Here is a 26451-nt window from a genome sequence, read left to right as displayed (position 1 = left end):
GTGGAGCGCAGCCGCTCGGTGCGCCGGCCGTGTCTGCAGGTCAGGCCGGGTATCTGCTCGACGAAGGTGCGGCGCGCCAACGCGGCGTTCTGGCAGGTGAACCGGCGGCCCCGTAACCGGAGTACAACACTTCGCCCGGCGCTGAGCACGTCAGCGGGAAACCGCAGGCAGGAGCCGTGAACACGGCGTGGCCATGCCCCGCACCCCGGGCACGCGACGCCGTCCGCGGTGCACTTTGCATCAACGCGCACTATCTCGATGTTCACGTCCGCCGCCAGCACCACCATGTCCGCGATCGACGGGAACAACAGCTACTCCAGTCGGAAAACGAACGCTTCCACGGCCCGGACTGTCGGCTTATCAGCTGCGGCTATTGCTTGTTTTCGGGCAACCTCCCCAGCCGCCCAAAGGCTCTCAGTCGTCACTCAACGTGCACGCACCACAGAAGTTGAGCCAGAAACCCGAGGAAACGACGTCATTCCCGCGCCCGCTGCGTCAGGGAACCGAGCCCACTCGCTCGGAAAATCCGGTCCAGGTGGTGGTTCAGCACTGCGGCGGCGGATTGTGGGCTGCGCTGGCCGACGAGGACGCTGATGCCGAGTCCCGCAGACATGGCAAGCAGGCTGACCGCCTCCAACTGGACGTCCACGCCGGGCTGAACGAGATCCGCCTCCTGCGCCTGACGGAGGAGTCCGGCCAGGGCCTCCTCGGCGGCATCAGGGTTCCGGATGAACGGCTGGGCGGCAAGCGCCTGGTCGGTCACGGCCAGAACTGCGTACGAGGTATAGACGAGGTGGAAGGCGCGGCTCTCCTCGTCGGTCGGCAACGACGCCATCAGAAGCGCCTCAATCACTGCGCGCGGTCCCGGGCTGTCGCCGGCGGCCCGGGACCTGGCTGCGACTCGTTCCCCGAATCTCTCCGCCAGATGCTGCAGCCCGTAGAGCAGCAGCTTTTCCTTGGTCTCGAAGTAGTACTGCACCAGCCGCAGTGACACCCCCGCCTCCGCTGCCACATCGCGCATCCCCACGGCGTGCAGGCCGCGTCGTCCGGCGACCCGGACGAGTGCCTCGGCAATCTCACTACGCCGTTCTGCGTGGTCCACGCGCTTGGGCATCGGCCGCCTCTCTCTTCATCGGTTGACCTGGGCTGGCCCCCCTGGGTCATGATGATACATCTGTACCATTAACGTGGTACGTTCGTATCACCAAGAATCGATATCCCGGAGGGGGCCGTACCCGAGACCACGACTCGCACCCAGACCGATGTCGGCCGCTATGTGAGCGATGCCTTGCGTGACCGCTACTTCGCGGCCTGCGACGCCGTTTATGCACTGGGGGCGCCCACGCTCGCGGAAATGGACGTGGAGACGTCCTTCGGCACCACGCACGTCTACCGGTACGACCCTGTGAACCCAGCCGCCCAGTCCCGCACCCCCGTCGTCCTGGTACACGGGGCGGGCTCTTGCTCTGCCATGTGGTATCCCAACACTCCCGCTCTCAGCACCGACCGCCCCGTCTACGCGATCGAAACGCCAGGCGATCCAGGACGCAGCGTGCAGCGTGAACCCATCCATCAACCCGACCGAGCCGCACAGTGGCTGGACGAGACGCTTACCGGGCTCGGGCTTGACCGCGTGCACCTTGTCGGCTCCTCCTATGGCGGATGGCTCACCCTCAACCAAGCGCACCGCAGGCCCGGCCGCCTCGCGTCGATCACGCTCCTCGACCCGGGCGGTCTGGAAAAGGTTGGGCTGCGCTTCTTCGTCTGGATCTTCGCCAGTCTCTTCGCGACCTTCGCCCCCAAGTCGCTGCGCCCACGATTGGCAGCCTGGCTGGAGCAACCCGTCCTCATCGTGCCGGAGCTGCGCACGATGATCAGATCGGGTGTCCGCGCCTACCGCGTACGCCACCCGGCTCCACTCCCCTTGTTCGAGGACGAACTGTCCAGCATTCGCACCCCGCTCCATCTGGTGCTTGGCAAGCGAAGCCTCCTCGTGCACCCACAGCGGCAACTGGAGCGCATTCCACGCCTGATACCCGGGGCCCGCGCCGAGATTGTCTCCGACACCGGCCACGGACCGCAGATCGACCACGCGCAGGAGATCAACCGCCGCATGCTGAGCTTCATGGACTCCGTCAGCTGACAGCCGGCCAAGGGGCGGCCCGGCTCGTGGCTCGCGGCAGACCCCTGGACCCCTGACAACTCCCCAGTGCAGTCAAAACTCGGGTTCTGGCACACATTCCATGAGGACGATCAGCGGGGTGCTGCCACCATGACGTTTCGCCCCTGGGTCGTCAGCACGCAAGCCGGGGAGCTTCCCGGTCTCCAGCCCTTCGTCACCGGCCTGGAGACTGGGGCGCCATCGTCCAGGGCCTGACCACTCACTGGAACTCCGGTCCCGTCGAAAGCCGGGGTCAGCAACGATTCACTTGCGTTCGTCCTCCCGATCCCCACCTGACACCTCAAGGGCGCCGTTTCCTCATCGCTCACCACGGCGGTCTTCAGGCAGGACGAAGCTTTCGGAGTCCGTACCCCGACAGCCAGCGGAGAGGGATCGAACTGTCGCCGGCCAATCGATGTGAATCTCGGCGGGGTGTCCATCCGTGGCAAGTACCACCTCCGCGACATCAGCCTCCTCTGCACGGGCCTTGTGGACATCAGCAAGGAGAGTGCCAAGCATCGGGACATGCTGCGGATTTTCGGCTGAGACCGTCCACGATCACATACCGTTCGGCAGAATTTTGCACACCGTGCAAAATTGCATATCATGCACCTTCATGAGTGTCGGCGACATACCTCTCGGGCTGCGCGAACGTAAGAAGCGTGCGACGCGTGACGCCCTCGCGGACGTGGCGCTGCGCATGGCCGCGGACCGCGGATTCGAGAACATGACCGTGGAAGCGGTCACCGATGTGGTCGGCGTCTCTGTGCGCACCTTCTTCAACTACTTCCCGTGCCTGGAAGACGCGATCACCCGTCCCGACCAGGACAGCGCAGAGCGGGCCCGTCGGGCAGTACTCAACGCACCGAAGGAACTCACGGCACTCAATGCTCTGCGCGAGGCGATCGGCCAGGAACTCGCCCATATCGAGGAGGATCACGAACGCTGGGAGCTCCAGATGGCCGTGCTGAGGACGAGCCCTTCACTGCTTCCCGGATTCCTGGCGGCCCAGGGCGCGGACGAACGCGCACTGGTCGCTGTCGTGGCCGAGCGCCTCGGCCAGGATCCCGAGTCCGATCTCCACCCTCGGCTTCTCGCGCACGTGACGATCGCTGCCGTGCGCGCCGCCGTCGAGCTCTGGGTGGCCTCCGGCCGTACCCGCACGTTCCAGAGCATCTATCGCGAGGCGTTCGCCTCGCTCGCCGCCGGTCTGAGCGGCTGAAGCACATCCGAAGCCCCCACCGGGGCCTTTCACCAGAGAATGAGGAACGTCAGCCGATGACCGCTGCCGTCACACCCGAAACCGGTACCGCCGGTGCGCCCGAGAGGGACGCACCAGCTATGACGCGTCGTCACATACTCCAGGCCATGTCGGGCCTGATGGCCGGCATGTTCGTGGCCATTCTGGCCTCCACCGTGGTCTCCAACGCCCTTCCCAGGATCATTGCCGATCTGCACGGCAGCCAGTCCTCATACACCTGGGTGGTCACCGCCGAGCTTCTGGCGATGACGGCGACCGTCCCGATCTGGGGCAAGCTGTCCGACCTCTACGACAAGAAGCTGCTCATCCAGCTCTCTCTTTCGATGTTCATCGTCGGCTCACTCGTCGCCGGCTTCTCGCACAGTGTCGGCCTGCTCATCGTGAGCCGTGTCGTGCAGGGCATCGGCGCGGGTGGTCTCACCGCGCTCGCCCAGGTCGTGATGGCTGCGATCATTCCCCCGCGTGAACTCGGCCGCTACTCCGGTATCTTCGGCGCCGTCTTCGCTGTCGGCACCGTCGCAGGACCGCTCATCGGCGGCGTGCTCGTGGACACCTCCTGGCTGGGGTGGCGCTGGTGCTTCTTCATCGGTGTGCCGTTCGCCCTGCTCGCGATCGTGCTGCTCCAGCTGACCCTGAAGCTGCCCACGGTCCGCAGAGAGGTGAAGATCGACTATCTCGGTGCCGTCCTCATCATGAGCGGGGTCAGCGCACTGCTGCTGTGGGTGACCCTCGCAGGCAACCGGTTCGACTGGGCGTCGTGGCAGACTGTCGCTCTGGTCACCGCCGGTGTGGTCCTGCTGGTCGCCGCAGTCCTGGTCGAATCCAGGGTCCAGGAACCGATCATCCCGCTGGACATCTTCCGCAACCGCACCGTGGCGCTGACGACGGTTGCGAGCCTACTGGTCGGCGTGGCCATGTTCGGCGGCACGGTGTTCCTCTCCCAGTACTTCCAGATCTCGCTCGGCAAGTCGCCGACCGTCGCGGGTCTGATGAGCCTGCCGATGATCCTCGGTCTGATGCTTTCCACAACCATCGCCGGGCAGATCATCTCCGCCCGGGGCAAGTGGAAGGGATTCCTGATCGCGGGCGGCGTCATCATGACCGCGGGCATGGGCCTGCTGGCCACGATCAGCGCGGATTCATCGTTCGGGCTGCTCAGCATCTACATGGTGGTACTCGGCGTCGGCGTCGGCATGCTGATGCAGAACCTGGTGCTGGCAGCTCAGAACGACGTGCCCGCGTCAGAGCTGGGCGCAGCGACTTCGGTGCTGTCGTTCTTCCGCAGCCTCGGTGGGGCGATCGGCACGAGCGCGCTGGGCGCCGTGCTCAGCCACCGGGTGGCGAGCGAGATGGAGAAGGGCTTCGGCGGGGCGGCGGACAACGGGGGCGCCGGACACGGCGTCCCCGACCTCACCACTCTTCCCGAACCGGCCCGGCAGGTGGTCGAGCATGCGTACGGGGTCGCGACCGCGGATGTCTTCCTGATCGGAGCCCCCTTCGCGTTTCTCGCCCTGATCGCGGTGCTGTTCATCAAGGAGAAGCCGCTCAAGACGCAGAGCGGCATGGAGCGGCTCGCGGAGGAGAACGCCGCCGCGGCAAAGGCACAGACTGCCCCGACGCACTGAGCCCACCGAGTTCCAGGAGGAGTACCGCCGTGCCCGGACAGAATCTACGGACACGCAAGATGCAGCGTACGCGTGAGGACGTGGCGCGCACGGCGGCCAGGCTCTTTCTCGCCCAGGGGTACGAACGGACCACCGTCGACCAGATCGCGGACGCGGCGGAGGTCTCCCAGCGCACGGTCTTCCGCTATTTTCCCGCCAAGGAGGATCTGGTGCTGGCCCCGCTGACCGCGAGCGGGGACGCTCTGGTCACGGCTCTTCGGTCGCGGCCGGAGGAATAGAGTCCCATGCGCGCGATGCGCGCGGCGTTCGGTACGGTCCTCAGCGCTCTGCAGGAGGGCGGCGCATCCGGTGTCGATGCGCCGCTGCTTCGGCTGATCGACCGGACGCCGAGCCTGAGCGCCGAACTGCTGCGCCGCGCCGCCGGCCTTGAGACGCGGCTTACCGAGGTCATCGCTGAACGGGAAGGCATCCACACCGGTTCTGACCTGCGCCCCAGCTGATGGTCGCCGTGTTCGCCGCGGCCGGCAGCGTGGCGATGGGGGGGCTGGTGCGGCAAGGAGGACACCACTCTGTCGCACATCGGAGCGCTGCTGGAATCGGCCCTCGACCACATGGGTCCGGGACTCTTCGGAGACTGGCGGAGCGGGAGCGACGGTGGCACGGTCACGTCACGGCTGGATACCGACAGGTAGAACTGGTCGACGGTGGCGACCTCGCGATCCCGCATACTGTCCTCGACCCGCGGACCGGACTCATCACGTCGACGCCGCCACCCGTACGCTGCCTGCTCCTCCGGCGCCGCATCAAGCCAGTTGCGCTCAGCACGTGGGAACCACAAGAAGTTGAAGAAGGTACACAGGTCCCAGGTTTTTTTCTACAGGGGTGAACGGGTTCAGGCACGGATTCCGTGAAGTCGATCGTGCTCCTGTGCGCCGGTGACGCCCCGTCATCTTCGGGCGGATGCTGGCCGCGTGTGAAGAACTCTTCCTTCTGCTTCCGCATCTCGCCGGGATACAGGTCGAGTGCATGGAGGTGCGGGACGGCCGCGTGGTGATCGAAGCGTCGACGCCGGAAGACGTCCCCGTACTCTGCCCGGGCTGCCAGGCACCGTCTGGCCGGGTGCACAGCCGGTACGGACGGCGCCTGGCGGACGCGCCGTGCGGCGGGCGGGGCGTGGTGATTGAACTGTCGGTGCGCCGGCTGTTCTGCGACAACGGCGAGTGCCGGCGGGTGACGTTCGCCGAGCAGATAGACGGGCTGACCAGCCGCTACGGTCGGCGAACGCCCGTCCTGCAGCGGATGCTCGCCGCGCTGGGCGTCGTCCTGGCCGCCCGCGCCGTGGCCCGTCTGGCGCTGCTACTCGGCATCGTGGTCAGCCGGACGACCGTCCTGCGCCTGGTCATGGCGTTGCCGGACCCGGCCTGGACGACCCCGCGCGTGCTGGGCATCGACGAGTTCGCCACCAGGAAGGGCCACCGGTACGGCACCATCCTGGTCGACTGCGAGTCCCACCAGCCCCTGGACCTGCTGCCCGACCGCGACGCGGACAGCGTCGCCGCCTGGCTAGGCGAGCACCCCGGCATCGAGATCATCTGCCGCGACCGCGCGCAGGTCTTCGCCGACGGAGCCCGCACAGGCGCCCCCAACGCCCAGCACTGCGCGGACAAATGGCACGTCTGGCACAACCTCGCCGAGGCCGTCGAACGCCTCGTCTCCCGCCACCGCGCCCTACTGCGCGACCTGGTCGAAACCTCCCCTGAACCCGAGCGACCGGAACCAGAGCCCGCACAGGTCGAGACGGTCAAAGCGGCCGAGGAACCGTCCGAGCCCTACCCGCAGGGGAAGTTCCTCGACCGGCTCCGCGACACCCACGCCGCCGTCCGGGCCCAGGTAGAGCAGGGCCTGAGTCTGCGCGAGATCGCCAGACGCCTCGGTCTCGGGCGCAACACCGTCCGCAAGTACGCCCGCGCGGCCAGTCCAGAGGCGATGCTGCACAGCCAGTGGCAGAACCGGACCAGCAAGCTCGACGCCTTCAAGCCCTACCTCGATCAGCGCATCGCCGAGGGCTGCACGAACGTGTCCCGGCTCCATCGCGAGCTGCAAGAACGCGGGGCACGCTGCAGTTACAGCACTCTGCGCGACTACGTCCGGCCGCTACGTTCCGACCGTCGGGCTGCCGGGAGCCCACCACCGATCGCGAGGCCGCCCTCACCCCGCGAGGCCACCGGCTGGATCATGCGCCACCCGGACCACCTACGCCAAGACGACCAGCAGCAGCTCAAGAACCTGCTGGCTCGCTCACCCGAGCTCACGGCCGCCGCAGGTCACGTCCGCACCTTCGCGACCATCATGACGAACCGCGAAGGAGACCGGCTGCGGCACTGGATCGCCGACGTCTGCGCGGACGAGCAGTGCGGCCTGGCCGGCTTCGCCGCCGGACTGATCCCCGACCTCGACGCCGTCGTCTACGGCATGAGCACCGACTGGTCCTCCGGGCCCGTCGAGGGCCGCGTCAACGACCTGAAAGCCCTCAAGCGCAGCATGTTCGGCAGAGCGAAACCACCGCTGCTGCGCAAGCGGCTCCTCCTGATCGCGGCCAGCCGCCGACCCTAACCTCTGCCGCCTCGGGCCTGGCGGTCCAGGAACTCGATCACTCGCGTTTCCGAACGTAGAAGCCGCTCTCGCTGCTCAGGAGGAAGAGAGGCGAGGAGGTCGACCAGGACTCGCTTCCGCGGGACGTACACCATGTTGCCGGAGTAGATCCTGCAACCTGCACACCAGGCGAGTCCGATGCAGCGCTCGAACATGGAGGACCCGGGCGGATGGAAGCGATACTGGTACGAGCAGGCGGACGTTCGGCAGGCGGCGCAGACCAGTTGATCGCCGTCGGGAATCGTGTCCCAGCCCCCGACCTTTCGCCAATGCTGTCGCCCGGCCGGTGCTCTTCAAGTCGTCATGCCGAGCATTCTCTCTCACCGCGAGTCGCCCGGTCTCGGCGTCCGGGGAAGAATCGGGCCGACCACAGACCGTGACGGACCCTCAGGCGGCCTGATCCACTTCACGGAATCCGTGCCTGAACCGGTGAACGAGAGCCATTCGGGCAACGGGAGTGAGAGCCAGGTTGCTCTGTCCGTGGAGGAGTTGGACTGCGGTACAGGTCCGTGATCGGCAACGAGAATGGGAGCCACCCCTATCGGGTGACATTTGGCTGTCCCGTGACAAGGCGGGAGTATCCGCGGTAGCGACGAGTGCGTGAACCGACAGCTTTGGTGGTCCCGGGCCCTCTTGCTCGCGTCCCTGACAGGCGCCGTTCAGAAGGGCTCGGCTCCATTAGGTCCTGTTTCCCGGATCTCCTGACAGGCACTGGCGCTGGGCGCCGAGGTGTGTTCCGTGGTTGGTCGGGGAGCGTTGATGAATACCGAGTGGGCGCGTCTGGAGCCGCTTCTGCCGCGTGGCGGTGGCCGTGGTGGCCGTTGGAGTGATCACCGGCGGGTGATCGATGGGGTGCTGTTCCGGGTGCGTACGGGGGTGCAATGGCGTGACCTGCCCAAACGCTTCGGTCCGTGGGAGACGGTCTACAAACGCCTCCGGCGCTGGTCGGCCTATGGCACCTGGGAACGTCCGCTGACGCAGGTGCAGGCGGACGAGGACGTGGCCGGTGGAATCGACTGGGAGGTGTCGGCCGATTCCACGACCGCTCGTGCTCATCAGCATGCGGCCGGCACCCGGAAGGCTCCACCGCCCGCGGCTCTTCGAAAGGGGCCCCACCGGGGGCAAACCGGGTCGATCCGGTGACGGCGAGCCTGTCCGCCCGCCTGGCGGAGGCGGTCAGGGCATCGCGCCCCCCGAGTCCAGCGCGCCCGCAGCCATCGGCAGAGCCGTGACCGCTCATGCTCACCAGGCTACGCGTCCTTCGACCGCACTTGAGGACGAACGGCCACTGGGCCCTCGGCCCGGACCACGGCCGTGCCGGCGTCCAGGTCGACGCCCATGCGCGGCGGTGCGCCGTCCAACGTGTCGTCCTTGAGGACCTGTTCCTCCACGCGGTGTTCTATCTGTACGCGCTTGGCCGAGTTCAGGAACGCATGCAGTTCGTCGGCGACCGAGGCACCGACGCCGAGCCCCTCGCGTGGGGTGCGGCCGGCCAGGACGCGGCCCAGCCAGGCGGGGTGGCCCGTGCGGATCACCGCGTAGCGGGCCGATGCCAGCATAAACGGCACCATCACCAGCACGGCCATGATCAGCAGACTCGACAGCATCATCATGTCCGCCCAACGTCACTGGTGAGGAAGCGAGTTCCCCGGCCGGGGCGGAGTCCGGGTCTCAGCCGAAACGCCACCGTGTCTGGCTGAAAGGCTCGCATTTTACCGAAGCTGAAGGCCGTGTGCGGGCGTCACGGGACACCGCCTGGCGTCCACCACCAGCGCGCCTGTCAGGAGATCCAAGAAGCAGAACCTAGTACTGCAACGGCGCTTGAGGGGGTCTGTCAAACGAACGGCTCAGGCGTCGCTCCTGAGCTGGTCGCGTTGGATCTGGTGAGCGAGCGTGCGACGCATGGAGGCTGATGCGGTGACGGTGGTGGTGGACTTCGCGGGAATGTCGAGACCACGGCTGATCTCATTGTACGCGTCCCGGTAGCTACCGGGCATTTCAGCCTGGTGCAGCATCAGGTCCTCTTCGAGGAGGCGCCGCAGCTCGTCGATGTTCTGAGGAGTGAATCGCTTCTTCCCCCGGGCGATGGCGCTGACGTAGCGGTTGCAGCGGGCGGCGTCGAAGGTTTCGGAGATTTCCTCGGCGAGACCCCAAAGGCGCCCTTCGAGCCATGGGACGTCGTGCTGGTCGAGGGAGAGTCCCATCGGAGACGATGGGTCGCCCGCCTTGCACTTCGTCACCTGCTTGGACACGGCGGGCTGACTCATGCTGGTGAGCTGGGCAATTCTGTCCTGGGTCCAGCCGAAGCCGGCGAAGAGTTTGACCATTTCGGCGCGCAGCTTCCGCATCTCCTCGCCCGCGCGGATGACCTCGTTCATGGCGGCAAGCATGCGCTCGGCCTGTTCCTCCGTCAGTGCCTCGGGGTTCTGGTGCGTGTCCTCTTCGGCTGCCATGGCTCGGTTATATACCCGGGCACCCCGCCAGTCATAACCAGGTTGTATAACCAGGTTATGACTGGCAGGATCCAGGTCATGCCAGCCTTCTCTGCACCTGACGGAACCCAGCTCGCCTACCGCGTGATCGGAGACGGCGACCCGGTTGTCTGCCTCCCGGGAGGTCCCACGGATTCTCTCTACCTCGGCGACCTCGGCGGACTGTCCACGCACCGTCAGCTGATCGTTTTGGATTTTCGCGGCACCGGCCGGTCCGCGATCCCCGAAGACACCTCTTCCTACCACTGCGATCGCCTGGTCGACGACGTCGAGGCGCTGCGTGAACACCTCCGGCTCCCCCGGATGGATCTGCTCGGCCACTCCGCCGGCACGAATGTTGCGACGCAATACGTGGCCCGGCACCCGGAGAACGTCAGCAAGCTCGTCTTGATCGGTCACAGTCCCCGAGCTGTTGGTATAGCGATCACTGGGGAGATGCGACGCGAGCACGCGCAGCTTCGGAAGAAAGAGCCGTGGTTCCCGACGGCGTTCGCCGCCCTGGAAGCGATCACCGAGGGCACGGGCGGCGACTGGGAGGCCATCGCGCCCTTCTTCTGGGGCCGTTGGGACGCCGCGGCACAGCAGCACCATGTGGCCAGCCAGCCGAGCAACAAGGAAGCTGTCGCTCTCTTCGAGGCCGAGGGCGCCTTCGACCCGGAGACCACTCGTGCCGCGCTCGCCGACTGTGAGGCACCAGTCCTGCTCCTCGCGGGAGAGTTCGACTTGAACAGCCCCCCTCAGTCAGCGGCCGAGTTCGCGACGCTGTTCCCCGATGCCACGCTCGTGGTGCAGCCGGGAGCGGGCCACTACCCCTGGCTCGACGACGCCGACCAGTTCGTGGCGACCACTGCGGCATTCCTGCGGTAGAGACCTCCTCTCCCGCCCACCGGCCCGGAGTCGGATACAAGACGGTACCCATCGGGCCCTCTGCGGCAGAAGCTCCCTCACATGGCCACATCGCCATTGCCACGACGGGACACGCGCCTTTCGGGGACGGGTTCGCCGGAGTCGAGTCTCGCCTGATAGCTGTGAGGTACTGATTCGTCAGAGGTCCCGCTGGTCGCAGGGTCGGTAAGTGACGCCCAATACCAGCGGCGCGCCCAACACGTTCGGGCCCCGCCACAGGCCCGGCCGAATGTGGGGGCTCCACAAAAGCAGACACCAGCAGCATCACCGCCCGCCGCCGGGAGCTGTACCAGTGCCCATGCCAGTACGGAGTTTCCTCGCCGGTCAGCGGGTCCGGCACGCAATGGAACGAACCCGTGCCTCGAGCCACGGGCGATGTTCCGCTGGGCAAGAAGGACTACAGACACGTGCTCACCTCCACGGCGAAGTCGACTGAGTAATCCGCTCCGGGCTGTCAGGCCCGCGTCGTTGATACATCTGACCGACCTCACTTCCATCAAAGATGGCACGCTCCAGCCTGCAATCCATGAACCTCGATGCTGAACTGCTGGCGCTGGTCGCCGAAGATGTTCTTCCAACCGACCTGATACGGCGTCTGCTCCAGCACCCGGAGACCCGCCGCTCAGTAGCGTTGCTGCACCGAGACCTGACCGAGGAGCTGATCGCGGAGATCAACGCCCTCGGATCCATCCGTACACTGGCCGTCAACTCCTCGGCGCCCGCAGAAATCAGGGCCCCCTGGCCAAGCATCCGCAGGCGTCGGTCCGGGTGGCGGCGATCGCAGCGAGCGCAGCCGACAACCCGCCCGGCCTTCTGGCCGGCCTGGCGGACGATCCGGATCGTTCCGTCCGAGACTTCCCCGCGATGAACGACCATCTGGCCCCGGGGCTCCATGCACGCCTGGCCGCGGACTCGGAGGCCCGAGTACGGTCGTGGGTCATCCAGCACTGGCGCGACGCCCCCGGACCGGTGCGGTCCGATCGACCATGCCGGAAATCGCCGACACGCTGGAGGTCGGACCGGAATCCGGCACCTGTCTGTCTCCCGTTCTCGCCGACGCCGCGGTCGGGGCAAGACAGGCGCCTCCCGAACACCTCAATGAGTGACTGAATTGCTGCTCGATAAAGCCATGCAGGGGCTCACGCCGATGACCAGGCCTATGCATTCCGGCTGGGCGGACAGGCAGGCGGCCACATACGGGCCAGCCGCTCGGTGCTCTTCCGCGCCCGTATCTCGGTAACCGACGACCTGTCGGCCGCGTCCGCACGAGTCAGGCTCCGGCAGGCTTCTCGGCCTGCCGCGCCTGCGTCACCGCCTTCCGCAGTCCGCCGGTCGTCCAGGGCGTCAGTGGCGCCAGATGCCCGACCACTCGGCCCAGCCAGTCCACGTCGGCGAGTTGGCGCGCCTCGCCCGCGTCGGCAGTCTGCCTCAGCAACTCCTCCAGAAGGAGGATCTCGAACACCCGGTACCACCGGCGGTGCCGGTGGAAGTCCACCCTCCGGTCCTCGTACGGGTGGCGCAGCGTCATGTCCAGGTGGCCACCGCCGCGCCCCTTGAAACCCGGCAGGCCACCGAGCAGGCCCAGCAGTGTGAAGTTGCCTCCCTTGGCCGGGTACCCGCGCCCCACGGTCACTCTCACCCCCAGCATGATCCTGGACCAGGGGATCAAGTCGCCCTGCGAGACACGCGTGTGCTGATACAGCCCCTCCGCACGGAACTCCACCCAGGAGCCGCCCGGCCGCCGGGAATCTCCCACCACCCAGCGGCCGGCCGCCGTCACTGCGGCCGGCCGCGAAAAGGTCAGCGGTTACGTGCGTTCTGGGTGCGGCGCTTAAGGGTGCGCCGGTAGTCCTGGAACCGGGCCTTGGCAATCACCGAACGGTCGCCGCTGCGGAGCACGATGCCCTCGGGGTGGCCGCCGGCGCCCTCGTCCAGGGCAACGCGGGTCGTCGGCAGGTGATCGACAAGGAACGTCTGCATCTCAGCGATGCCAGTCGGCAGGTCGCCCGCGTCCACCATGGCCAACCGCGGGACGAGCTCGATGTCTTCGGTCTTGGCGGCCTTGATCAGTGCGTACTCGGAGAGAAACCCCTGCCCGCCGCCCTCACGCCAGACGGAGATCTGGGCCCGCGGCCGCTCCAGGACGTCGAGAGGGACGTCGGCCGCATCGAACATGCGGTAGCCGACAGCGCGATTACTGGTGTATTCGCGGCTGGCCGCGGTGACCTTGCCGCCGTACACCTCCAGGTAGAGGACCCGAATGCCGCTGGTGGGCGGGGTGATGCGGTCGGCGAGGGGGCGCAGTGCGTCGGCGATTCCGAGGGCGGGGTTCCCGATCAGGTCGCCCCGGGCGTAGAGAAGTTCCTCTCTGCTACCGAGGACGTAGTCACCGCCGGGGAAGCTGATGATTCGGCCGTTGGTGCCGTCGACCTTCTCGGTGAGGTACACATCGCCGTTGAACGCGGTCGCCTCCTCGATGAGGCCGCCGTTCTTCGGGTCGAGCACGTGGTAGGTGGGGATTGACGGATACTTGGTCGCCGTGTTGAGGGCAGCGAGGTCGATGGTGCGGATCACGGTGTGCTGTCCTTCCTGATTGAGGTGAGTGTCGTGAATGCCGGGGCGGAATGCGGAATAGGGCCGTGGTCAGAACTAGCCGCACGACAGCAGGAGCCAGCATCGAACATCCTGCAGCGGGCTCAGGCCGAGGCCGCTCAGGGCGGCGGTGAGCTTGGCACCCCACCCTGCGCCGACAGCCCGTTCGGCGAGCTCAGCCATGTCAACAGCCTCGGACGTGGCCGCGGGCCACGGTGATGACGTGCGCGGCAAGCGTGCACCGTGGTCCGGCATTTGAGCAATACGTTTTGATCTCGACGTCCACGTGGTCCGCGCACAGGTGCAGTGGTACTTGTACATGTCGCCGCAGTGCTGAACGTGTTCGTTGCCAAGACTGACGGCGACGCTTACTTCATGGATGCGTACGCTGCCCGGTTCGAACGCTGTACCTCGGTACACGCTGTCCGGCACGCGGTCCCCCATGGCCCATGCTTCGTCGAGGTGTTCATCGGCTGCGTCATGGCGACCGGCCCGTCCCGCGACAACTGCAGCCCTCATGTGGAGTGCCTCACGGGCGGCGATGGCCTCATGGCCGACAGGGGGTGGGCAGGCATCGATCGCCCGCTCCGGTGCGCGCAGGCCTGATGCGTGGGCTCGGGCGGCGAAGAAGACCTCGGCTCGGACGTAGCTGACGGCGGAGTCCAAGAGGAGATCGTCCGAGCCCGAGGGAGCCCAGCGCATCAGCTCGACGAGTCGTGCGGACAGGTCATGGGTTCCGTATTTTGTAGGCCCCGGAGTCGGCAGAGCGGTACACCGCGACAAGGAGCATGGCAAGGTCACGCCTGTCGGTGCCGGCCGGGCCCTGTGTTGCGCGGGCGAGTTCGGCCAGGAAGTCACGGCCGGCCAGGGCGATCCGCAGATAATGGGCAGACCGGCGCCAGGCTGTGGTCTCGGCGACCGGGGACCTCAACTCAGGCAGCCGACGGGAACGGCCCGTCGTAGGCGGTGATTGCCGCCGCCAGGGCGGGCAGTGCGTCACGCGTCCGGGTCGACGCATGCTCTCCGTAGGCGATGAGCCCGCACGGGGTCACGCCGAGGGCTGCGGCAATCGCGTCGAGAGTGTCGTCGGTATCGCCTCGCTCACGCCGCTCTATGTTTCGGATCGTGCCCAGGGCTACGCTCGCGGCGCCGGCCGGCTTCTGCTGAGTCATGCTGGGGCGGGCGACGATGTGGTTGTACGCGATATATCGGCCTGTCACACCAGTTGAGGACGGCGGCATACGTGCTCCGTTCACGGCCTCCGCCTCGGACCGTACCGGGATTTTCATCTCAGAGGTATGCATACGGTTCCGCCCGAGTGCTTGAGTTCAGGCGAGGGCCCTCTGGCCGCGTCACTCGCTGACGATGCCCGTCAGGTCCGTGAGCGAAGTGATCGACCACTCCGCGGTGGCAACGACGTCGAGGTCGTCGGCCCACCAGTGTCCCCACGGTCCGCGGCGAATGTGGGCGGGCCGCAGTCCTGCAGCCTTGGCAGGGAAGACGTCGTTCGCCGGGTGGTCGCCCACGTAGACGGTCTCGTGAGGGGCGGCTCCCGACGCAGCGAGTACACGTCGGAAGAACTCCACATCCGGCTTCGCGACACCCCACTCCGCCGAGGTGGCGACGAGGTCGGCAGGAAGGCCGAGCGCGCGAAGCATCTCGCCGGCCTTGCTGGTCTGGTTCCCGGCGACGATCACACGGACGCCGAGCTCGCGAAGTCCTTCAAGAGCAAGGCGCACATCTGGGTAGAGGTCCGTCTCGTCGAGGTACTCACCCTGGCCGGCTGCTTCGCGGGCAGCGTACTCGGCGGCGATGTCGATGTCCGGACGGATTATACGCAACGCCTCTGTGTTGTCGCGACCTTGGGTGACGACAGCACCGACGAGGGCACTGACGGTGTGACGTGGGACGCCGAGCCAGTCGGCCCAGGATGCCCAGTAGCGGTCGTCTCGGGTGAGGGTTTCTCCGATGTCGAACACCACTGCGCGAATCATGGGCCGCATCCTATGCGGGCGCCCGACCCCGAGTACTGAATGTTGCGGCAGTCATCAGAACTCACACGCCACTACGGGTCACCATTTCCGCCGTCGCCGAGACGTGTCTGCCCATTCCGACCGGCAGCGCCATCACCGCCGTCCTTCCCCACGGGGCCAGGACCAGCAGGACCGGTGTCGCCCTTCGACCTGCGCAGTCCAGAGGCGGCATCTGGAGTGGTCAAAAGGTCGGCTTGGTTCAAGTCCTCCTACAGCGACGTCCAAGGAAGAGCATGCAGGGCGATAGCCGGCCTGGGGCCGACCCGGCACCTATCGCCCCAGGGCGGCATGGGTCTCTTCCTGGGCCTCGTCCACTCCGGCTGGGGCGACTTCAGCAAGACCACCCCACAGCCCTCAGGAGATCGGACCGCACCCTGGCGCCCGCGCAGCCAGAGATCGCCGATGCGTTCGGAGCCCGATACTGGATCCCGTACGAGGCCTGCAACAGTGGTCTTGAGTCCGGTGAGATATCCGGTACTTCGCATGGGAGTCAGTGCGCGATGCCATCGATCAGCTCGCGTGCGCCTTGGCGCAGCAAGCTGACGGCGACGGAGGTACCGAGGGTGGCGGGGTCGAGGGGGCCGGCCCATTCGTGGGCGTTGAGCACGGTCTTGCCGTCGGGCGTGAAGACCTTGGCCCGTAGCGACAGTTCGCCGTTACGTTCCACCTGTGCGTATCCGGCGATGGGGCTGTTGCAGTGGCCTTGCAGTACATGGAGGAACATCCGCTCGGCGGTGGTCTCACGGTACGTGGCGGGGTGGCCGAGTGGACTGACGGCGTCGGTCAGGGCGGTGTCGCCTTCGCGGCACTGGAGGGCCAGGATCCCGGCTCCGATCGGCGGGCACATCACCTCGGGCGACAGGATCTCGGTGATCACGTCGGTGCGGTCGATGCGTTCGAGTCCGGAGACGGCCAGAAGCAGGGCGTCGGCCTCGTCTGCGGCGAGTTTCTCCAGGCGGCGGTTGGCGTTGCCGCGCATCGGCACGCATTTCAGGTGCGGGTGGGATGCGGCCAGCTGAGCGATGCGGCGTACGGAGGAGGTACCGATTCGGGAGCCGGCAGGGAGCTGGTCGAGCTGCAGGCCGCCCGGATGGATGAGGGCGTCGCGGATGTCGTCGCGTTCGAGGAAGGCGGCGAAGGTGGTCCCGGCGGGCAGGGGTCGGTCGGCCGGGATGTCCTTGACGCAGTGCACCGCGAGGTCCGCCTCCCCGGTCAGCAGGGCCTGGTCGACTTCCTTGGTGAACGCGCCCTTGCCCTCAACCTGGGAGAGGTCACCCATCCATTTGTCGCCGGTCGTCTTGACGGGGACGACTTCGGTGGCAGTGGCGGGGTGGAGCGCGGCCAGCTCGGCACGGACGCGCTCCACCTGAGCGAGGGCCATGGGCGAGTCGCGGGACACGATGCGGATCAGCTCAGGGGCGGACATGCCGCTCACGATAGCCCGTCAGATGCGGGTTCCGATGAGCACCCCGGACGCCCATGTCGCGTGAGCGGCAGGCAAGTTGACTTGATCGGGCAGGTGTGCGAGGAACATGTCGACGCGGGACTGGTGGTCGTTGGGACATGTGGGTTGTGGCAGCAGGTCGTCGACGACGTGGAGACCACCGAGTCCAGCAGGTCGAGAAGGTCGTCCAGGCGGTGGAACTTTCCGGGTCGGCAGTCGACGTACGCCAGGGCGAGCGGCGGTCCGCGGTAGGTGCCGGCATCGGCCGGCGCGAAGGCAATGCGGGGGTCGGTACCGAGGTGCTCGGCTGCGACGGCCTGCCGGGCGCTGTCCGTCTCGACGCCGGTCAGGCGGGCGTCAGAGCTCATGCCGTGGAGCAGCCAGGTGGCCCCCGCGCCGACTCCGGTCCCGAGCTCGACCATGTCGCCGTGCGGCTTGGGCTCCTAAGAATCGGTTTCTTTTCCGAATCTGATGTGCGAGTTTCCGCAGGTCAGGCATGACGTCCGCGTTGTCGAGGCAGGCTTGGGCCATCTTGTTCGTCAGACGAGGCGGAGGCAGCGGATGCCATCGATGCGGGCAGTGCTCGAGCACCGTGAGAAGGCTGCTTTGATGCAGGTGGAGGAACTGCGGGCCGAGTTCGAGCGTGTGCGGGCGGCTCTGGCTGAGGCGGAAGAGCTGCTGAACCGCCGGGTGATCGGCCCGGAACAGTATCTCGAGGCGCTGGCTGAGCAGGACGCGCCCGCCGTGGGAAAGACGCCGGTGCCGACTGCTGTCCAGGCCCCGCTGAAGGAGCCGGTGCCGGTGGCCGGGCCGCGCAGGACGGTGGCCCGCCGTGAGGACGGGGTGCCGGTGGAGGTCCTCGGACCGGACTACCGGCGGATCATGGCCGCGCTCGACGAGGTGGGCGGGGACGGTCTTACCGCGCGGCAAACGGCGGTGGCACTGGGCTGGGACAGCTCTGTCGCGTCCCGGGTCGAGGGCGCCCGGGGGCGGTTGAAACGGCTGGTGGAGCGGGGCTGGCTGGTCGAGGGCGGGCCGGGCCGGTTCACGCTGCCCGGACCAGGTCCGGCCGCTGCTGCCGCGCAGTGACCGCGCGGCGGCCGAGGCGACGGCTCATCACCATGGTCATCGACCAAAGGATCATGGCTTCGCTGCTGGCCGGCTGTGCTTCGTAGTCACGGGCCAGCCGCCGGGTCCGCATCAGCCAGGAGAAGGTGCGTTCGCCGATCCAACGGCGGGGCAGCACGGTGAAGCCGCTGGTGCCGTCGCTGCGTTTGACCACCTCCAGGACGAGGCCAAGGTCCTGGGCGGCCCAGTCAACGAGGTGACCGGTGTAGCCACCGTCCGCCCAGATCAGCCGCAGTCGGCAAAAGCCTTCCCGCAGGGCGGGAAGTATCGTGCGGGCGGCGTCCCGATCCGTGGTGGAGGCAGGCGTGACCAGCACCATCAGCAGCAGGCCGAGGCAGTCCGTGATCAGGTGCCGTTTGCGGCCGTTGATCTTCTTGCCGCCGTCGTAGCCGCGCGAGTCGTTTTTGACGGTGGCGTCCGCCTTCACCGACTGCGAGTCCACGATGGCTGCCGTCGGCTCGACGTTGCGGCCTTCCGCCCGGCGGACGCCATCGCGTAGCCGGTCATGGAGTTCGCGGACCAGGCCATGATCGCGCCAGCGGCGGAAGAACGCATAGACGCGGTTCCACGGCGGGAAGTCCGCGGGCATGGAACGCCACTTGATGCCGTTGTCGGCCAGGTAGCGGACTGCGTCGAGCATCTGGCGGTGGCAATAGCTCTCCGGTCGGCCGCCCCGGCTGTCCATCCATGCCGGCGTCGGGAACGCCTGCCGGACCACCGCCCACTCCGCATCGCTCATATCCGACGTGTAGCGGGGCTCCCGGCCCGGATGATCGGCCGCGTTCCCGAACCTGTGGGCGAGACAGTCACACCCCGGGGTGGCCGAACTGGACTCCGCGGACGTGACCACGTACAACTGCGACACAGGGCCTCCTGCCCGCTCTGGCTTCGACAACCGCGAGCTACCAGGAGGCCCCCTCTTCATGCGCGTACGGCCGCCAACTCACTCAATCCAGCACTCTGTTCGATCAAGAGCGACCGCCTGATCGAAAGGACCGCGGCTTGTTAGGCAAGCCAGGGCTGATCGACGACCGGGCGCAGGCGCTGTCCGTGCGGGGTGAAGGTGAACGATTCCCGGAACAGGCCGTCGCCGTGGCGCACGGCGAGCAGCAGCGGCTGCTCGTGCGCGGGGGGCCAGCCGTCGCCGGGACCGGGCTCGGTGCCGTTCCACAGATGGAAAACCACCATGGGAAGCCCAGGGTCGTCGGTGAGGTAGCCCAGTGACTTGCTGTACAGCGGGTTGCTGCCGCCGAACAGTACCGAGGGCGGCCCGAACCGGTCAATGACGTCGGCCCAGGTGCGGTCCTTGCCCGCCCAGTCACGCACCTGGTCGACCATGGCCTGGTATGCCTCGGGGGCCAGAGTGCGGTCCGGCCTGAGCCAGCCACGCGCCTGCGCGAACTCCGCGTACACCGACGCCATCCCACAGCTGTAGTTCGGCTTCGGGATCAGGTCCCGGAAGGCCCCAGCCACCCCGATCGCGGTCCACATCCCGCGCTCTTCCCACGATCGCTGCAGCCGCCCGAACGCCTCCGGCTCCCGTTCGGCCATCAGCAGATGGTCGATCAGCAGCCGTAGGGAAATCTCGCCCCCGAACATCTCCGGCCCACTCAACGCCTTGTTCAGTCGCTCGACCAGATACGCGTGGATCTCTTCGGCCGACGCCAGCCCACGGGAATCACCAGAATCGCTCACCCGTACAGTTTCCTCCACCACCGACACCGGCAGCAACCCGCCCCGAGGCCACTGCGGGCTGAACGGTCAGCCGACGGCCTGCTGTTCACCGCCGGAGCGGCCCGTGGTCAGCGGATCACGTTCGGTTGAGATACGGCTTCTAACGCAACGCGGGTTGCAGGCGGGCCGTGTCTTAGGGGCGAGCCAGGGGTCCGATCAGGGTGATCACTGATGAACAACGGCGACTGCCCTCAGCAGAGTGCCGGAGTCCCGGCCGACACGACCGGCCGGGACGCGAACAAGAAGGTGCCGGGACGCAAGCGGGGACTGGCCGTTGACGTGCTGGGCCTGGTGATCGCGGTGGCGGTGCTGGCCGCCTCTGTCCAGGACAACGCCGTCGGCACCGCGCTGCTGGACAAGGTGATCGCCGGCACCGAGCCGGGCGCCGTGAAGAAGGCCCGGTGGACCAGGGGTTCAAGAACACTGTCAAGGACCACGGGGCGAAGGTGGGCATCGAGATCGAAGTGCTGAAACGCAACCCTGGCGACACCGGGTTCGTCCCGCAGCCCAAGAGATGGGTGGTGGAGCAGACGAACGGGGTCGTGATGCTGCACCGCAGGCCGGTGCGCGACTACGAGCATCGGCCCGCCTCGGCCGAGTCGAGGGTGTACTGGGCCATAAGCGACCGCATGTCGAGGATGCTGACGGAGACCTCCGATCCCCCCTGGCGCGGCGCATGACCGGTGGAGAGCTGACCTTGGGGGCGGTGCTGGCGCGGCCGGAAGAGCGGGAGCGGGAGATCGTCGCACAGGCCGAGGCGGCCCGGGAGAAGATCGCGGAGCTGACCGCGCTGCTGGACGGGTTCGACACGGCCGCCGAGGAGATCCGGATCACTCGCAAGACGCTGTTGGAGCTTCCCGATCCGCGGCCACCCACGCCGCCGTCCCCGAAGCTGCCGGATCATCCTGCCTACCAGCAGATCATGGCGGTGCTCGCCACAGCCGACGCCCCGTTGCGGGCGCGGGCGGTGTGCGGGGCGATGGACGTGGAGATCGCGCCCAACAACGTCAACAACGTCCGCCTGAAGCTCACGCGGCTGGTCGAACGCGGGATCCTCGTTGAGGCCGAGCAGGGGTTGTTCACCCGGCTGCGGCCATAGCCGCCCAGCGATCCCGCGACCAGGCCGCTTATCCCAACCGAAAGGGCAACACGGGCACCAACTCACATAGCCCCTCTGGGTTGCCAATCAGTCGATGCGGTCGCTCAGGCCCAACACTTTCGGATCATCGCCGGGGAAGTCCCTGGGCAAGCCGGGCACGTCGAGGGTCCGCCGGTACACGTCCGCCAGGAACTCGACGGCACCGACCGGGAACTCCGACCAGTCGCCGTTGTCTGTGCGGACGACCACCGGCCATGCGTCCGGGTCCGCGGGGCTCGTCCTCCAGTAGAAGGAGTCCCCCGAATTGGACTCCGCCCAGCAGATCAGGCCTCCCGGCTGCGGGAAGGGAACGTAACCCTCGGTGTCGCCCATCTCGTACAGATCCTGAAGGATCTCGTCCTCCCTGGACTCGGACGCCCATGACGCCTCGGCGCCGGGCCGGGGAACGGACACCTTCAGGAAGTCGTCGACGACCAGGATTGGATACGCCGCAGCGAGAGAGCGGAAGTCCGAGGGCAGCGCCGTCCCGAGGTCCGCCTCGAGGGCAGCCCAGTCCACGCTGCGTCCACCTGGCACACGCCACCGTGCAATCGAAGGAAGCGCGGCCTCCAGCTCTTCGACCCTCAGCATGCCGTCTGCCAATCCGGGGAGTTCTCAACCACGACGTTCTCGAACAATACTCAGTCCTCGGTGTAGGCGGACATGGTGACGACAAAACCGCTCAAAGAATCACGAACCGCCCTCTTAGAGGGCGTTTAAGTACCTCTGTTCCGAAAAGCGGCTTCTATCGCTGCCTCAGTTCATAATGATTACAGCCGTTATGCGGGCTTCATCTCCCCTTGATGGGTGAACCTCGTAGTCCGTTTCGCGAACTTCTGCTACCGGAAGTCCGTCTGGTTTGAAAATGCGACAGAACCGCCCGATGGTCAGCGGAACAATCCATTCCGCGCCATCCGTGAAGACGGTACAGCGTGAGCCAGCGCAAGCCGTACCCCAGCGACCTGTCCGACGCCCGGTGGGCCTTGATCGAGCCGACTCTGACGGCCTGGCGGAAAGCCCGGCTCGACCGCCGCCCAACCGGTCAGCCGGCGAAGGTCGAACTCCGCGATGTGTTCGACGCGATTCTCTACCTGAACCGCACCGGAATCCCCTGGAAATACCTCCCGCATGACTTTCCTGGCCACGGCACCGTCTACTTCTACTACGCCGCCTGGCGCGACGAGGGAATCTTCGCCCAGCTCAATTACGACCTCACCGCCCTGGCCCGCGTGAAGGAAGGCCGCAAGCCCGATCCGACGGCCTCCGTCATCGACACCCAGAGCATCAAAACCTCCACCAACGTGCCCGTGACCAGCCAGGGAACCGATGCCGCGAAGAAGATCGTGGGCCGGAAGCGAGGCATCCTCACCGACACGATCGGCCTGATCCTCGCCGTGACCGTCACCGCCGCCAGCCTCTCTGAAAACGCCCTGGGGATACGCCTCCTCGACCAGGCGAAAAACACCTACCCAACCATCGCCAAGAGCTGGGTCGACACCGGCTTCAAGAAGGCCGTCGTCGAACACGGCGCGAAGCTAGGAATCGATGTCGAAGTCGTCGACAAGAACCCCGGAACTCGCGGCTTTCACGTCCTGAAAAGGCGCTGGGTGGTGGAGCGGAGTATCGGTTGGATCATGATGCACCGACGCCTTGTCCGTGACTACGAAACCCTCTCCGTCAGCTCCGAAGCCATGATCCACCTCGCTTCGATCGACAACCTCGCCAAGCGCATAACGGACGAGACCACGCCAACCTGGCGAGGAACCTACTAGGGCATAAGAGGCAAGTCGCCCACTCTAAACGCCCTCTTAGAGGCGGCGAGTAGGGATCCGGTGCGGTCTTCGCACGACATGGCGAACCCGAGTTGCACCGCGTCGGCGAGGATGCCATCGAAAGCGGCCGGGCGGAAGCAGGGCGGTCATCCACGCCGTTCCTCCAGGGATGTGGACACCTGCTCGGCGGTGGAACAGCAGGCTCCTGAGTAGGGTCGCGGCCGGCGCTGACATACGCCCCTGCGTGTGCCTCAGCCCTGCTCTGCCTGGAGCTGGGCGACGAACGCTGCACGCCAGTCGGGAGGCTGACGCTGCTTCAAGGTGGTGTCGTCGGTATCCCACGGTGGCAGGGCCAGCAGACCGAGGAGTGCGGTAGCGGCCCGGGCCTGGTCCTGCCAGGCACTGCACTCGTCGGCGCTGAGCAGGGGCCGGCGGTTCTCGTCACGGGGCTGGTAACGGCTTGCCGCAGCATCCGCGAGGACGGTGCGCAGACGTCTACCGAGGGGCGATTCGGCGGCGGTGCCCGGCGGCTGCTCAGGTCGTCCTCGTCGCGGTTCAAGCGCTTCAGCGCGTCCGTCACCTCCGGGTACGTGTCGAAGCCGGTTCCCTGCTCCGGTGGGGAGGCCACGTTGAAAGCCTGCGGCATAAGCGTGGCTAGGCTGCCGAAGTAGCGCTGGGCACCTCCCGGACCGAGCGTGGTGCCCCATACGACACCCTCCGACCGTCAGGAACCGGCGGCGCGGAAGGCAGTAGCACGGACAGTGCTGCCGCACAGCGCGAAATCGCCACCGTCGTCCGGCGCCAGCTGCTGCCTCCCGCCCGCGACACCCACCACGATCGAGGGCGCGACGGAAGGCGCGGCGCCGGAGGCGCAATACCCGCCCGCCTCACCAAGAACCGGCGTAAAGGAGAGTTGCGTAGAGGCCCGGCCGCCGACCGCCAGTTGCACTGGCCCCACCTTGCCCTGCCGGACGACATTGAGGGGCTTGTTCCTGTCCGGCGAGCCCTGACCCGCTAGAGCCACGGCGGGAAAGCCACTCAGCACGCACGGATTCGGACCCTGGTTGACGACGGTGATCCGTACCTGGCTGGGCTCCATCCGCTGCGCACTGTTCGCGACGAGTTGGGTACGCGTGCATGGGGTAACCGGGGCCTGCCTAAGGGCGGTCCCATCTGCCGATGCCCCGGAACCGGCACCTGCCAGCAGGCATCCAACCAAAGCACCCACCACGAGCAACACGGACGAGTACTTGGTCACGCTGCTTCCCGATGTGTATTTCATGGGCCGTCCTCCCACGGTTCACAAAACGCCTCAAAGCCCCGGCCGCCAAGTGCTCTCCAACTGGTTCGACAACCGGGCCCAACGGAGCGCTGGAGCGGAACCGCCACAAGACTGAATGACACCGCCCCGCTCCATACCGGCTCCCACCCCCTCCCAGCGTCGCACCAACCCCCGCCATCGGCCCGCGTAGGGCTCTGACCTGGTCGTGACCACGGATGGTGCACGGACGGCCACGCGAGAAAAAGAGCCGTAACCGTGCGCCGCCCCGTGAGCACAGGACCGGTCTGAAGTCTCACTCGCCGACGGGCCAGGCGTACGGGCAGCACCTCTTCGCTCATCCCCTCGACGCGGTGCGGCACGAGCAGCATCCCGCCGGCTCCCGACGCTTGCGTCGCCGGCGGATCCGGCTCCACCGGATCGGGCTCCACCACCGGATCGTCCCGCCTGCCGCCGTCCGTCGCCTCGGCGTACCGGCCGAACACCACCTCCGCGGCCTCCAGCCGGGCCACCTCGACATCGATCTCGGCGAGCTCCTTACGCAGCCGCTCGGCGCGGTCGGCCAGCAGGACCCGCCGTTCCACCGTCCATGTCAGTACATCCACCATGAACTCCCCCTCCCCGGGCCGGATCTTCCTGCCGGACCCTACGAGGAGACAACCGCCCGTACGGCGACTTCCGCGAACGAGGCCCGTGGCAATCGATCACCTGCTACCGATCATGTTCCAGACCAGCCCGAGTACCCCGCCATCGACTCACGCCAGCCCCGTGACCTGCGAAATCAGGATGGAAATTGATCAATGCTTCCAAGACCCGCCCTCCGAGAGGTTTCAGGAGTTTTGGGCTTCCTTGACGCGCTGATAGTGGCGTCGGGCCTTCATCCGGTTGCCGCACTCGGCCATGGAGCACCAGCGGGCACTGTTGGGCTTGCTACGGTCGAGCAGGAAGCGTCGACACTGCGGGTTGGCGCAGGGCCTGAGCCGTCCCGGCTTGGCCTCCTGCAGGCCGGCCCAGGTCAGCACCGACTCAACCGCCATGCGGCGCGTGGCATGTACCTGAAGGGACCATTCGAGCTTCCCGCCCGAGATGTCGGGAACGCTGCTGACTCCCTTCAGGAATTCACCCAGGCACGCCGCTTCGCGCCCGCCTCTCACGACGTCCTGAAGGGCGTCGCGTGCGGCAATGAGACACCTGAGTTCGTCGCTCGCCCCGCTCCCTCCGTGCCGGCGCGCCCATGCACGGCCTGCAGAAGGCGTGCCGAGAGCATCCCATGTCGAGCCCTCGATCACGGGGGTCGTGTTGAGCAGTTCCAGCAGCGCGTCTTCTTGGGCCCTGTCGATCACCACACCCCGACCCCTAACCTGTTTCCTGTCATTGACAGGTTAACCTACTTCGAATTCAACATAACCGCCAAACTTCACCATATAGGTTACATATGAGTGGGCGGACATCACGCTCGTTCGCTGACGGCACTGCGACGGCTCGGGGATCTTCTTCGCGAGCTCTGGCGACAGCCGGTGGCAAATGTCCGGTCGGCGAAGTCGGCGACCAGCCGGGCCATCTCGATCGCGCCGCCTTCCAGCTGAGAGGTGTCGGGTTGAGTGAGACCGATCACGCCGGACGCCGCAGATCTGCCAGGAGCGTCGTTGCAACACTCTCGATGGGCGACCAAGTCGCAGTCACGGCAAGCAGTTGAGGGCGCCGAGCCACGCCTGGGACCGCTTCGGGACCTTGCGCAACGAGTGCGGATGAGCACTGGTCAGTCGAGAAGGACCTGCCCAGCAGGCGCACCTCGCCGCGTAGGACACCGTCCAAGTTCTCGCCGGACAGTTCTCACACCAGCAGGCCGCCGCCCTGTCCGGCAATCCGCGAAAGTGAACCCTGAAGTCGAATCACGGCTCTCGATGCGCCACCGCCAACCATGCACGAGCTCGTAAAGGCTGCCTCGTAACTCGGCCGGCGGCCTGAGGTCATGTGCCCGCCGGATCGGTGGTGTTCAGCCGGCGAGGGCGAGGCTGTACATACAGGCGATGCCACTGGCGGCCCAGCGGACGGCTTCAACCCTTGCGCCGGCAGGCGCGGAGGATCTTCCAGTTCTTCGTGTGGGAGATGGTGTGTTCGATGCGGGCCCGTACCTGACGGTGGGGGCGGTTGGCGTCCTTCCGCCTCGCCGTCGGTGCGGGATGAGCATGCCGGTGTCGCGGCGTGCGCCGTCGGCGAGCGCGCCGGCAGCG

The 26451-nt window shown here is 66.9% G+C and carries 28 protein-coding genes and 2 pseudogenes; 14 read left to right on the top strand and 16 right to left on the bottom strand.

The window, feature by feature from the left end; genetic code table 11:
* Window positions 1–101: 101 nt before the first annotated feature.
* Both NRF20_RS45155 and NRF20_RS45150 read right to left on the bottom strand, forming a co-directional pair.
* Window positions 102–287 (bottom strand): annotated as a pseudogene (locus NRF20_RS45155) (ISL3 family transposase); the annotation flags it as partial.
* Window positions 288–475: 188 nt separating this feature from the next.
* On the bottom strand, window positions 476–1114 hold the full coding sequence (locus tag NRF20_RS45150) for a TetR/AcrR family transcriptional regulator (RefSeq protein ID WP_398633016.1): 639 nt from the start codon (window positions 1112–1114) through the stop codon (window positions 476–478).
* A 174-nt stretch (window positions 1115–1288) separates the two neighbouring features.
* Between NRF20_RS45150 and NRF20_RS45145 the strand changes: the two genes are divergently transcribed.
* From NRF20_RS45145 to NRF20_RS45115, 7 genes and pseudogenes are all read left to right on the top strand, one after another.
* The gene (locus tag NRF20_RS45145; RefSeq protein WP_413754424.1) at window positions 1289–2143 is read left to right on the top strand and encodes an alpha/beta fold hydrolase; all 855 of its coding nucleotides are present in this window, start codon (window positions 1289–1291) and stop codon (window positions 2141–2143) included.
* Window positions 2144–2777: 634 nt separating this feature from the next.
* The gene (locus NRF20_RS45140; protein WP_398633014.1) at window positions 2778–3383 is read left to right on the top strand and encodes a TetR family transcriptional regulator; all 606 of its coding nucleotides are present in this window, start codon (window positions 2778–2780) and stop codon (window positions 3381–3383) included.
* A gap of 56 nt (window positions 3384–3439) precedes the next feature.
* Window positions 3440–5047, top strand: a complete 1608-nt coding sequence (locus NRF20_RS45135) for an MDR family MFS transporter (RefSeq protein ID WP_398633013.1) — start codon at window positions 3440–3442, stop codon at window positions 5045–5047.
* Window positions 5048–5106: 59 nt separating this feature from the next.
* Complete coding sequence (locus NRF20_RS45130; RefSeq protein WP_398633012.1) at window positions 5107–5325, top strand: helix-turn-helix domain-containing protein; 219 nt, start codon at window positions 5107–5109, stop codon at window positions 5323–5325.
* A 6-nt stretch (window positions 5326–5331) separates the two neighbouring features.
* The gene (locus tag NRF20_RS45125) at window positions 5332–5547 is read left to right on the top strand and encodes a hypothetical protein (RefSeq protein ID WP_413754423.1); all 216 of its coding nucleotides are present in this window, start codon (window positions 5332–5334) and stop codon (window positions 5545–5547) included.
* Window positions 5548–6007: 460 nt separating this feature from the next.
* Window positions 6008–7660: an ISL3 family transposase gene (locus NRF20_RS45120; protein WP_413752175.1), complete on the top strand. Its 1653-nt coding sequence runs from the start codon at window positions 6008–6010 to the stop codon at window positions 7658–7660.
* A gap of 798 nt (window positions 7661–8458) precedes the next feature.
* A pseudogene (locus NRF20_RS45115) lies at window positions 8459–8788 on the top strand (IS5 family transposase); the annotation flags it as partial.
* Between the two features lie 161 nt (window positions 8789–8949).
* On the opposite strand, the gene NRF20_RS45110 reads toward NRF20_RS45115, so the two are convergent.
* Both NRF20_RS45110 and NRF20_RS45105 read right to left on the bottom strand, forming a co-directional pair.
* On the bottom strand, window positions 8950–9312 hold the full coding sequence (locus NRF20_RS45110) for a DUF6191 domain-containing protein (protein ID WP_398635162.1): 363 nt from the start codon (window positions 9310–9312) through the stop codon (window positions 8950–8952).
* Between the two features lie 234 nt (window positions 9313–9546).
* A complete protein-coding gene (locus tag NRF20_RS45105; protein WP_398635161.1) occupies window positions 9547–10152 on the bottom strand; it encodes a sigma-70 family RNA polymerase sigma factor in 606 nt (201 codons plus the stop codon).
* 78 nt (window positions 10153–10230) lie between these two features.
* Here NRF20_RS45105 and NRF20_RS45100 point away from each other — a divergent pair, with 78 nt between their 5' ends.
* Both NRF20_RS45100 and NRF20_RS45095 read left to right on the top strand, forming a co-directional pair.
* Window positions 10231–11058 (top strand): alpha/beta fold hydrolase, encoded by an 828-nt coding sequence (locus NRF20_RS45100; protein WP_398635160.1) that lies wholly within the window; start codon window positions 10231–10233, stop codon window positions 11056–11058.
* Window positions 11059–11623: 565 nt separating this feature from the next.
* Window positions 11624–11965, top strand: a complete 342-nt coding sequence (locus NRF20_RS45095) for a hypothetical protein (RefSeq protein WP_398635159.1) — start codon at window positions 11624–11626, stop codon at window positions 11963–11965.
* Window positions 11966–12367: 402 nt separating this feature from the next.
* Here the strand turns inward: NRF20_RS45095 and NRF20_RS45090 are convergent, their stop codons facing one another.
* From NRF20_RS45090 to NRF20_RS45060, 7 genes are all read right to left on the bottom strand, one after another.
* Window positions 12368–12736 (bottom strand): hypothetical protein, encoded by a 369-nt coding sequence (locus NRF20_RS45090; RefSeq protein WP_398635158.1) that lies wholly within the window; start codon window positions 12734–12736, stop codon window positions 12368–12370.
* A 161-nt stretch (window positions 12737–12897) separates the two neighbouring features.
* A complete protein-coding gene (locus tag NRF20_RS45085; RefSeq protein ID WP_413754422.1) occupies window positions 12898–13671 on the bottom strand; it encodes an RNA ligase family protein in 774 nt (257 codons plus the stop codon).
* A gap of 75 nt (window positions 13672–13746) precedes the next feature.
* Window positions 13747–14355: a hypothetical protein gene (locus NRF20_RS45080; RefSeq protein ID WP_398635155.1), complete on the bottom strand. Its 609-nt coding sequence runs from the start codon at window positions 14353–14355 to the stop codon at window positions 13747–13749.
* Between the two features lie 266 nt (window positions 14356–14621).
* Window positions 14622–14861, bottom strand: coding sequence for a helix-turn-helix domain-containing protein (locus tag NRF20_RS45075; RefSeq protein ID WP_413754421.1), 240 nt, complete (start codon window positions 14859–14861; stop codon window positions 14622–14624).
* 180 nt (window positions 14862–15041) lie between these two features.
* Window positions 15042–15683, bottom strand: a complete 642-nt coding sequence (locus tag NRF20_RS45070) for an HAD family hydrolase (RefSeq protein ID WP_398635153.1) — start codon at window positions 15681–15683, stop codon at window positions 15042–15044.
* A gap of 529 nt (window positions 15684–16212) precedes the next feature.
* Window positions 16213–17148 carry a hydroxymethylbilane synthase gene (gene hemC / locus NRF20_RS45065; RefSeq protein WP_398635152.1) on the bottom strand — a complete coding sequence of 312 codons (936 nt, stop codon included), beginning with the start codon at window positions 17146–17148 and terminating at the stop codon, window positions 16213–16215.
* A 5-nt stretch (window positions 17149–17153) separates the two neighbouring features.
* Window positions 17154–17588 carry a hypothetical protein gene (locus NRF20_RS45060; protein ID WP_398635151.1) on the bottom strand — a complete coding sequence of 145 codons (435 nt, stop codon included), beginning with the start codon at window positions 17586–17588 and terminating at the stop codon, window positions 17154–17156.
* A gap of 148 nt (window positions 17589–17736) precedes the next feature.
* Here NRF20_RS45060 and NRF20_RS45055 point away from each other — a divergent pair, with 148 nt between their 5' ends.
* Window positions 17737–18255, top strand: a complete 519-nt coding sequence (locus NRF20_RS45055; protein ID WP_398635315.1) for a hypothetical protein — start codon at window positions 17737–17739, stop codon at window positions 18253–18255.
* On the opposite strand, the gene NRF20_RS45050 is transcribed toward NRF20_RS45055, so the two are convergent.
* Both NRF20_RS45050 and NRF20_RS45045 read right to left on the bottom strand, forming a co-directional pair.
* The gene (locus tag NRF20_RS45050) at window positions 18212–19033 is read right to left on the bottom strand and encodes an IS5 family transposase (RefSeq protein ID WP_398635314.1); all 822 of its coding nucleotides are present in this window, start codon (window positions 19031–19033) and stop codon (window positions 18212–18214) included. The two genes, NRF20_RS45055 and NRF20_RS45050, sit on opposite strands and share 44 nt — an antisense overlap.
* Window positions 19034–19299: 266 nt before the next feature.
* Entirely contained in the window at window positions 19300–19989 is a 690-nt protein-coding gene (locus tag NRF20_RS45045; RefSeq protein WP_398635313.1) for a hypothetical protein, read from the bottom strand.
* Between the two features lie 210 nt (window positions 19990–20199).
* On the opposite strand from NRF20_RS45045, the gene NRF20_RS45040 reads away from it, so the two are divergent.
* From NRF20_RS45040 to NRF20_RS45030, 3 genes are read left to right on the top strand one after another with little or no spacing between them, the layout of a single operon-like run.
* Window positions 20200–20499 carry a transposase gene (locus NRF20_RS45040; RefSeq protein ID WP_398635312.1) on the top strand — a complete coding sequence of 100 codons (300 nt, stop codon included), beginning with the start codon at window positions 20200–20202 and terminating at the stop codon, window positions 20497–20499.
* Window positions 20475–20708: a hypothetical protein gene (locus NRF20_RS45035; protein ID WP_398635311.1), complete on the top strand. Its 234-nt coding sequence runs from the start codon at window positions 20475–20477 to the stop codon at window positions 20706–20708. Before NRF20_RS45040 ends, NRF20_RS45035 begins: the two co-directional genes overlap by 25 nt.
* The gene (locus NRF20_RS45030) at window positions 20705–21127 is read left to right on the top strand and encodes a hypothetical protein (RefSeq protein ID WP_413754419.1); all 423 of its coding nucleotides are present in this window, start codon (window positions 20705–20707) and stop codon (window positions 21125–21127) included. Before NRF20_RS45035 ends, NRF20_RS45030 begins: the two co-directional genes overlap by 4 nt.
* 87 nt (window positions 21128–21214) lie before the next feature.
* On the opposite strand, the gene NRF20_RS45025 is transcribed toward NRF20_RS45030, so the two are convergent.
* On the bottom strand, window positions 21215–21685 hold the full coding sequence (locus NRF20_RS45025; protein ID WP_413754418.1) for an SMI1/KNR4 family protein: 471 nt from the start codon (window positions 21683–21685) through the stop codon (window positions 21215–21217).
* Between the two features lie 413 nt (window positions 21686–22098).
* Between NRF20_RS45025 and NRF20_RS45020 the strand changes: the two genes are divergently transcribed.
* Window positions 22099–22938: an IS5 family transposase gene (locus NRF20_RS45020; protein WP_413754386.1), complete on the top strand. Its 840-nt coding sequence runs from the start codon at window positions 22099–22101 to the stop codon at window positions 22936–22938.
* Window positions 22939–23662: 724 nt separating this feature from the next.
* Here NRF20_RS45020 and NRF20_RS45015 read toward each other — a convergent pair.
* Both NRF20_RS45015 and NRF20_RS45010 read right to left on the bottom strand, forming a co-directional pair.
* A complete protein-coding gene (locus NRF20_RS45015) occupies window positions 23663–24220 on the bottom strand; it encodes a DUF4232 domain-containing protein (protein ID WP_398634678.1) in 558 nt (185 codons plus the stop codon).
* 827 nt (window positions 24221–25047) lie between these two features.
* The gene (locus tag NRF20_RS45010) at window positions 25048–25560 is read right to left on the bottom strand and encodes a CGNR zinc finger domain-containing protein (RefSeq protein WP_398634679.1); all 513 of its coding nucleotides are present in this window, start codon (window positions 25558–25560) and stop codon (window positions 25048–25050) included.
* Between the last annotated feature and the right edge of the window lie 891 nt (window positions 25561–26451).

The sequence above is a fragment of the Streptomyces sp. R-74717 genome (genome assembly GCF_047305335.1).
GTDB classification, from domain to species: Bacteria; Actinomycetota; Actinomycetes; order Streptomycetales; family Streptomycetaceae; genus Streptomyces; species Streptomyces atratus.
The sequence above is the reverse complement of the archived record's forward strand: the minus strand, read 5'-3'. Positions and strand labels throughout refer to the sequence as shown.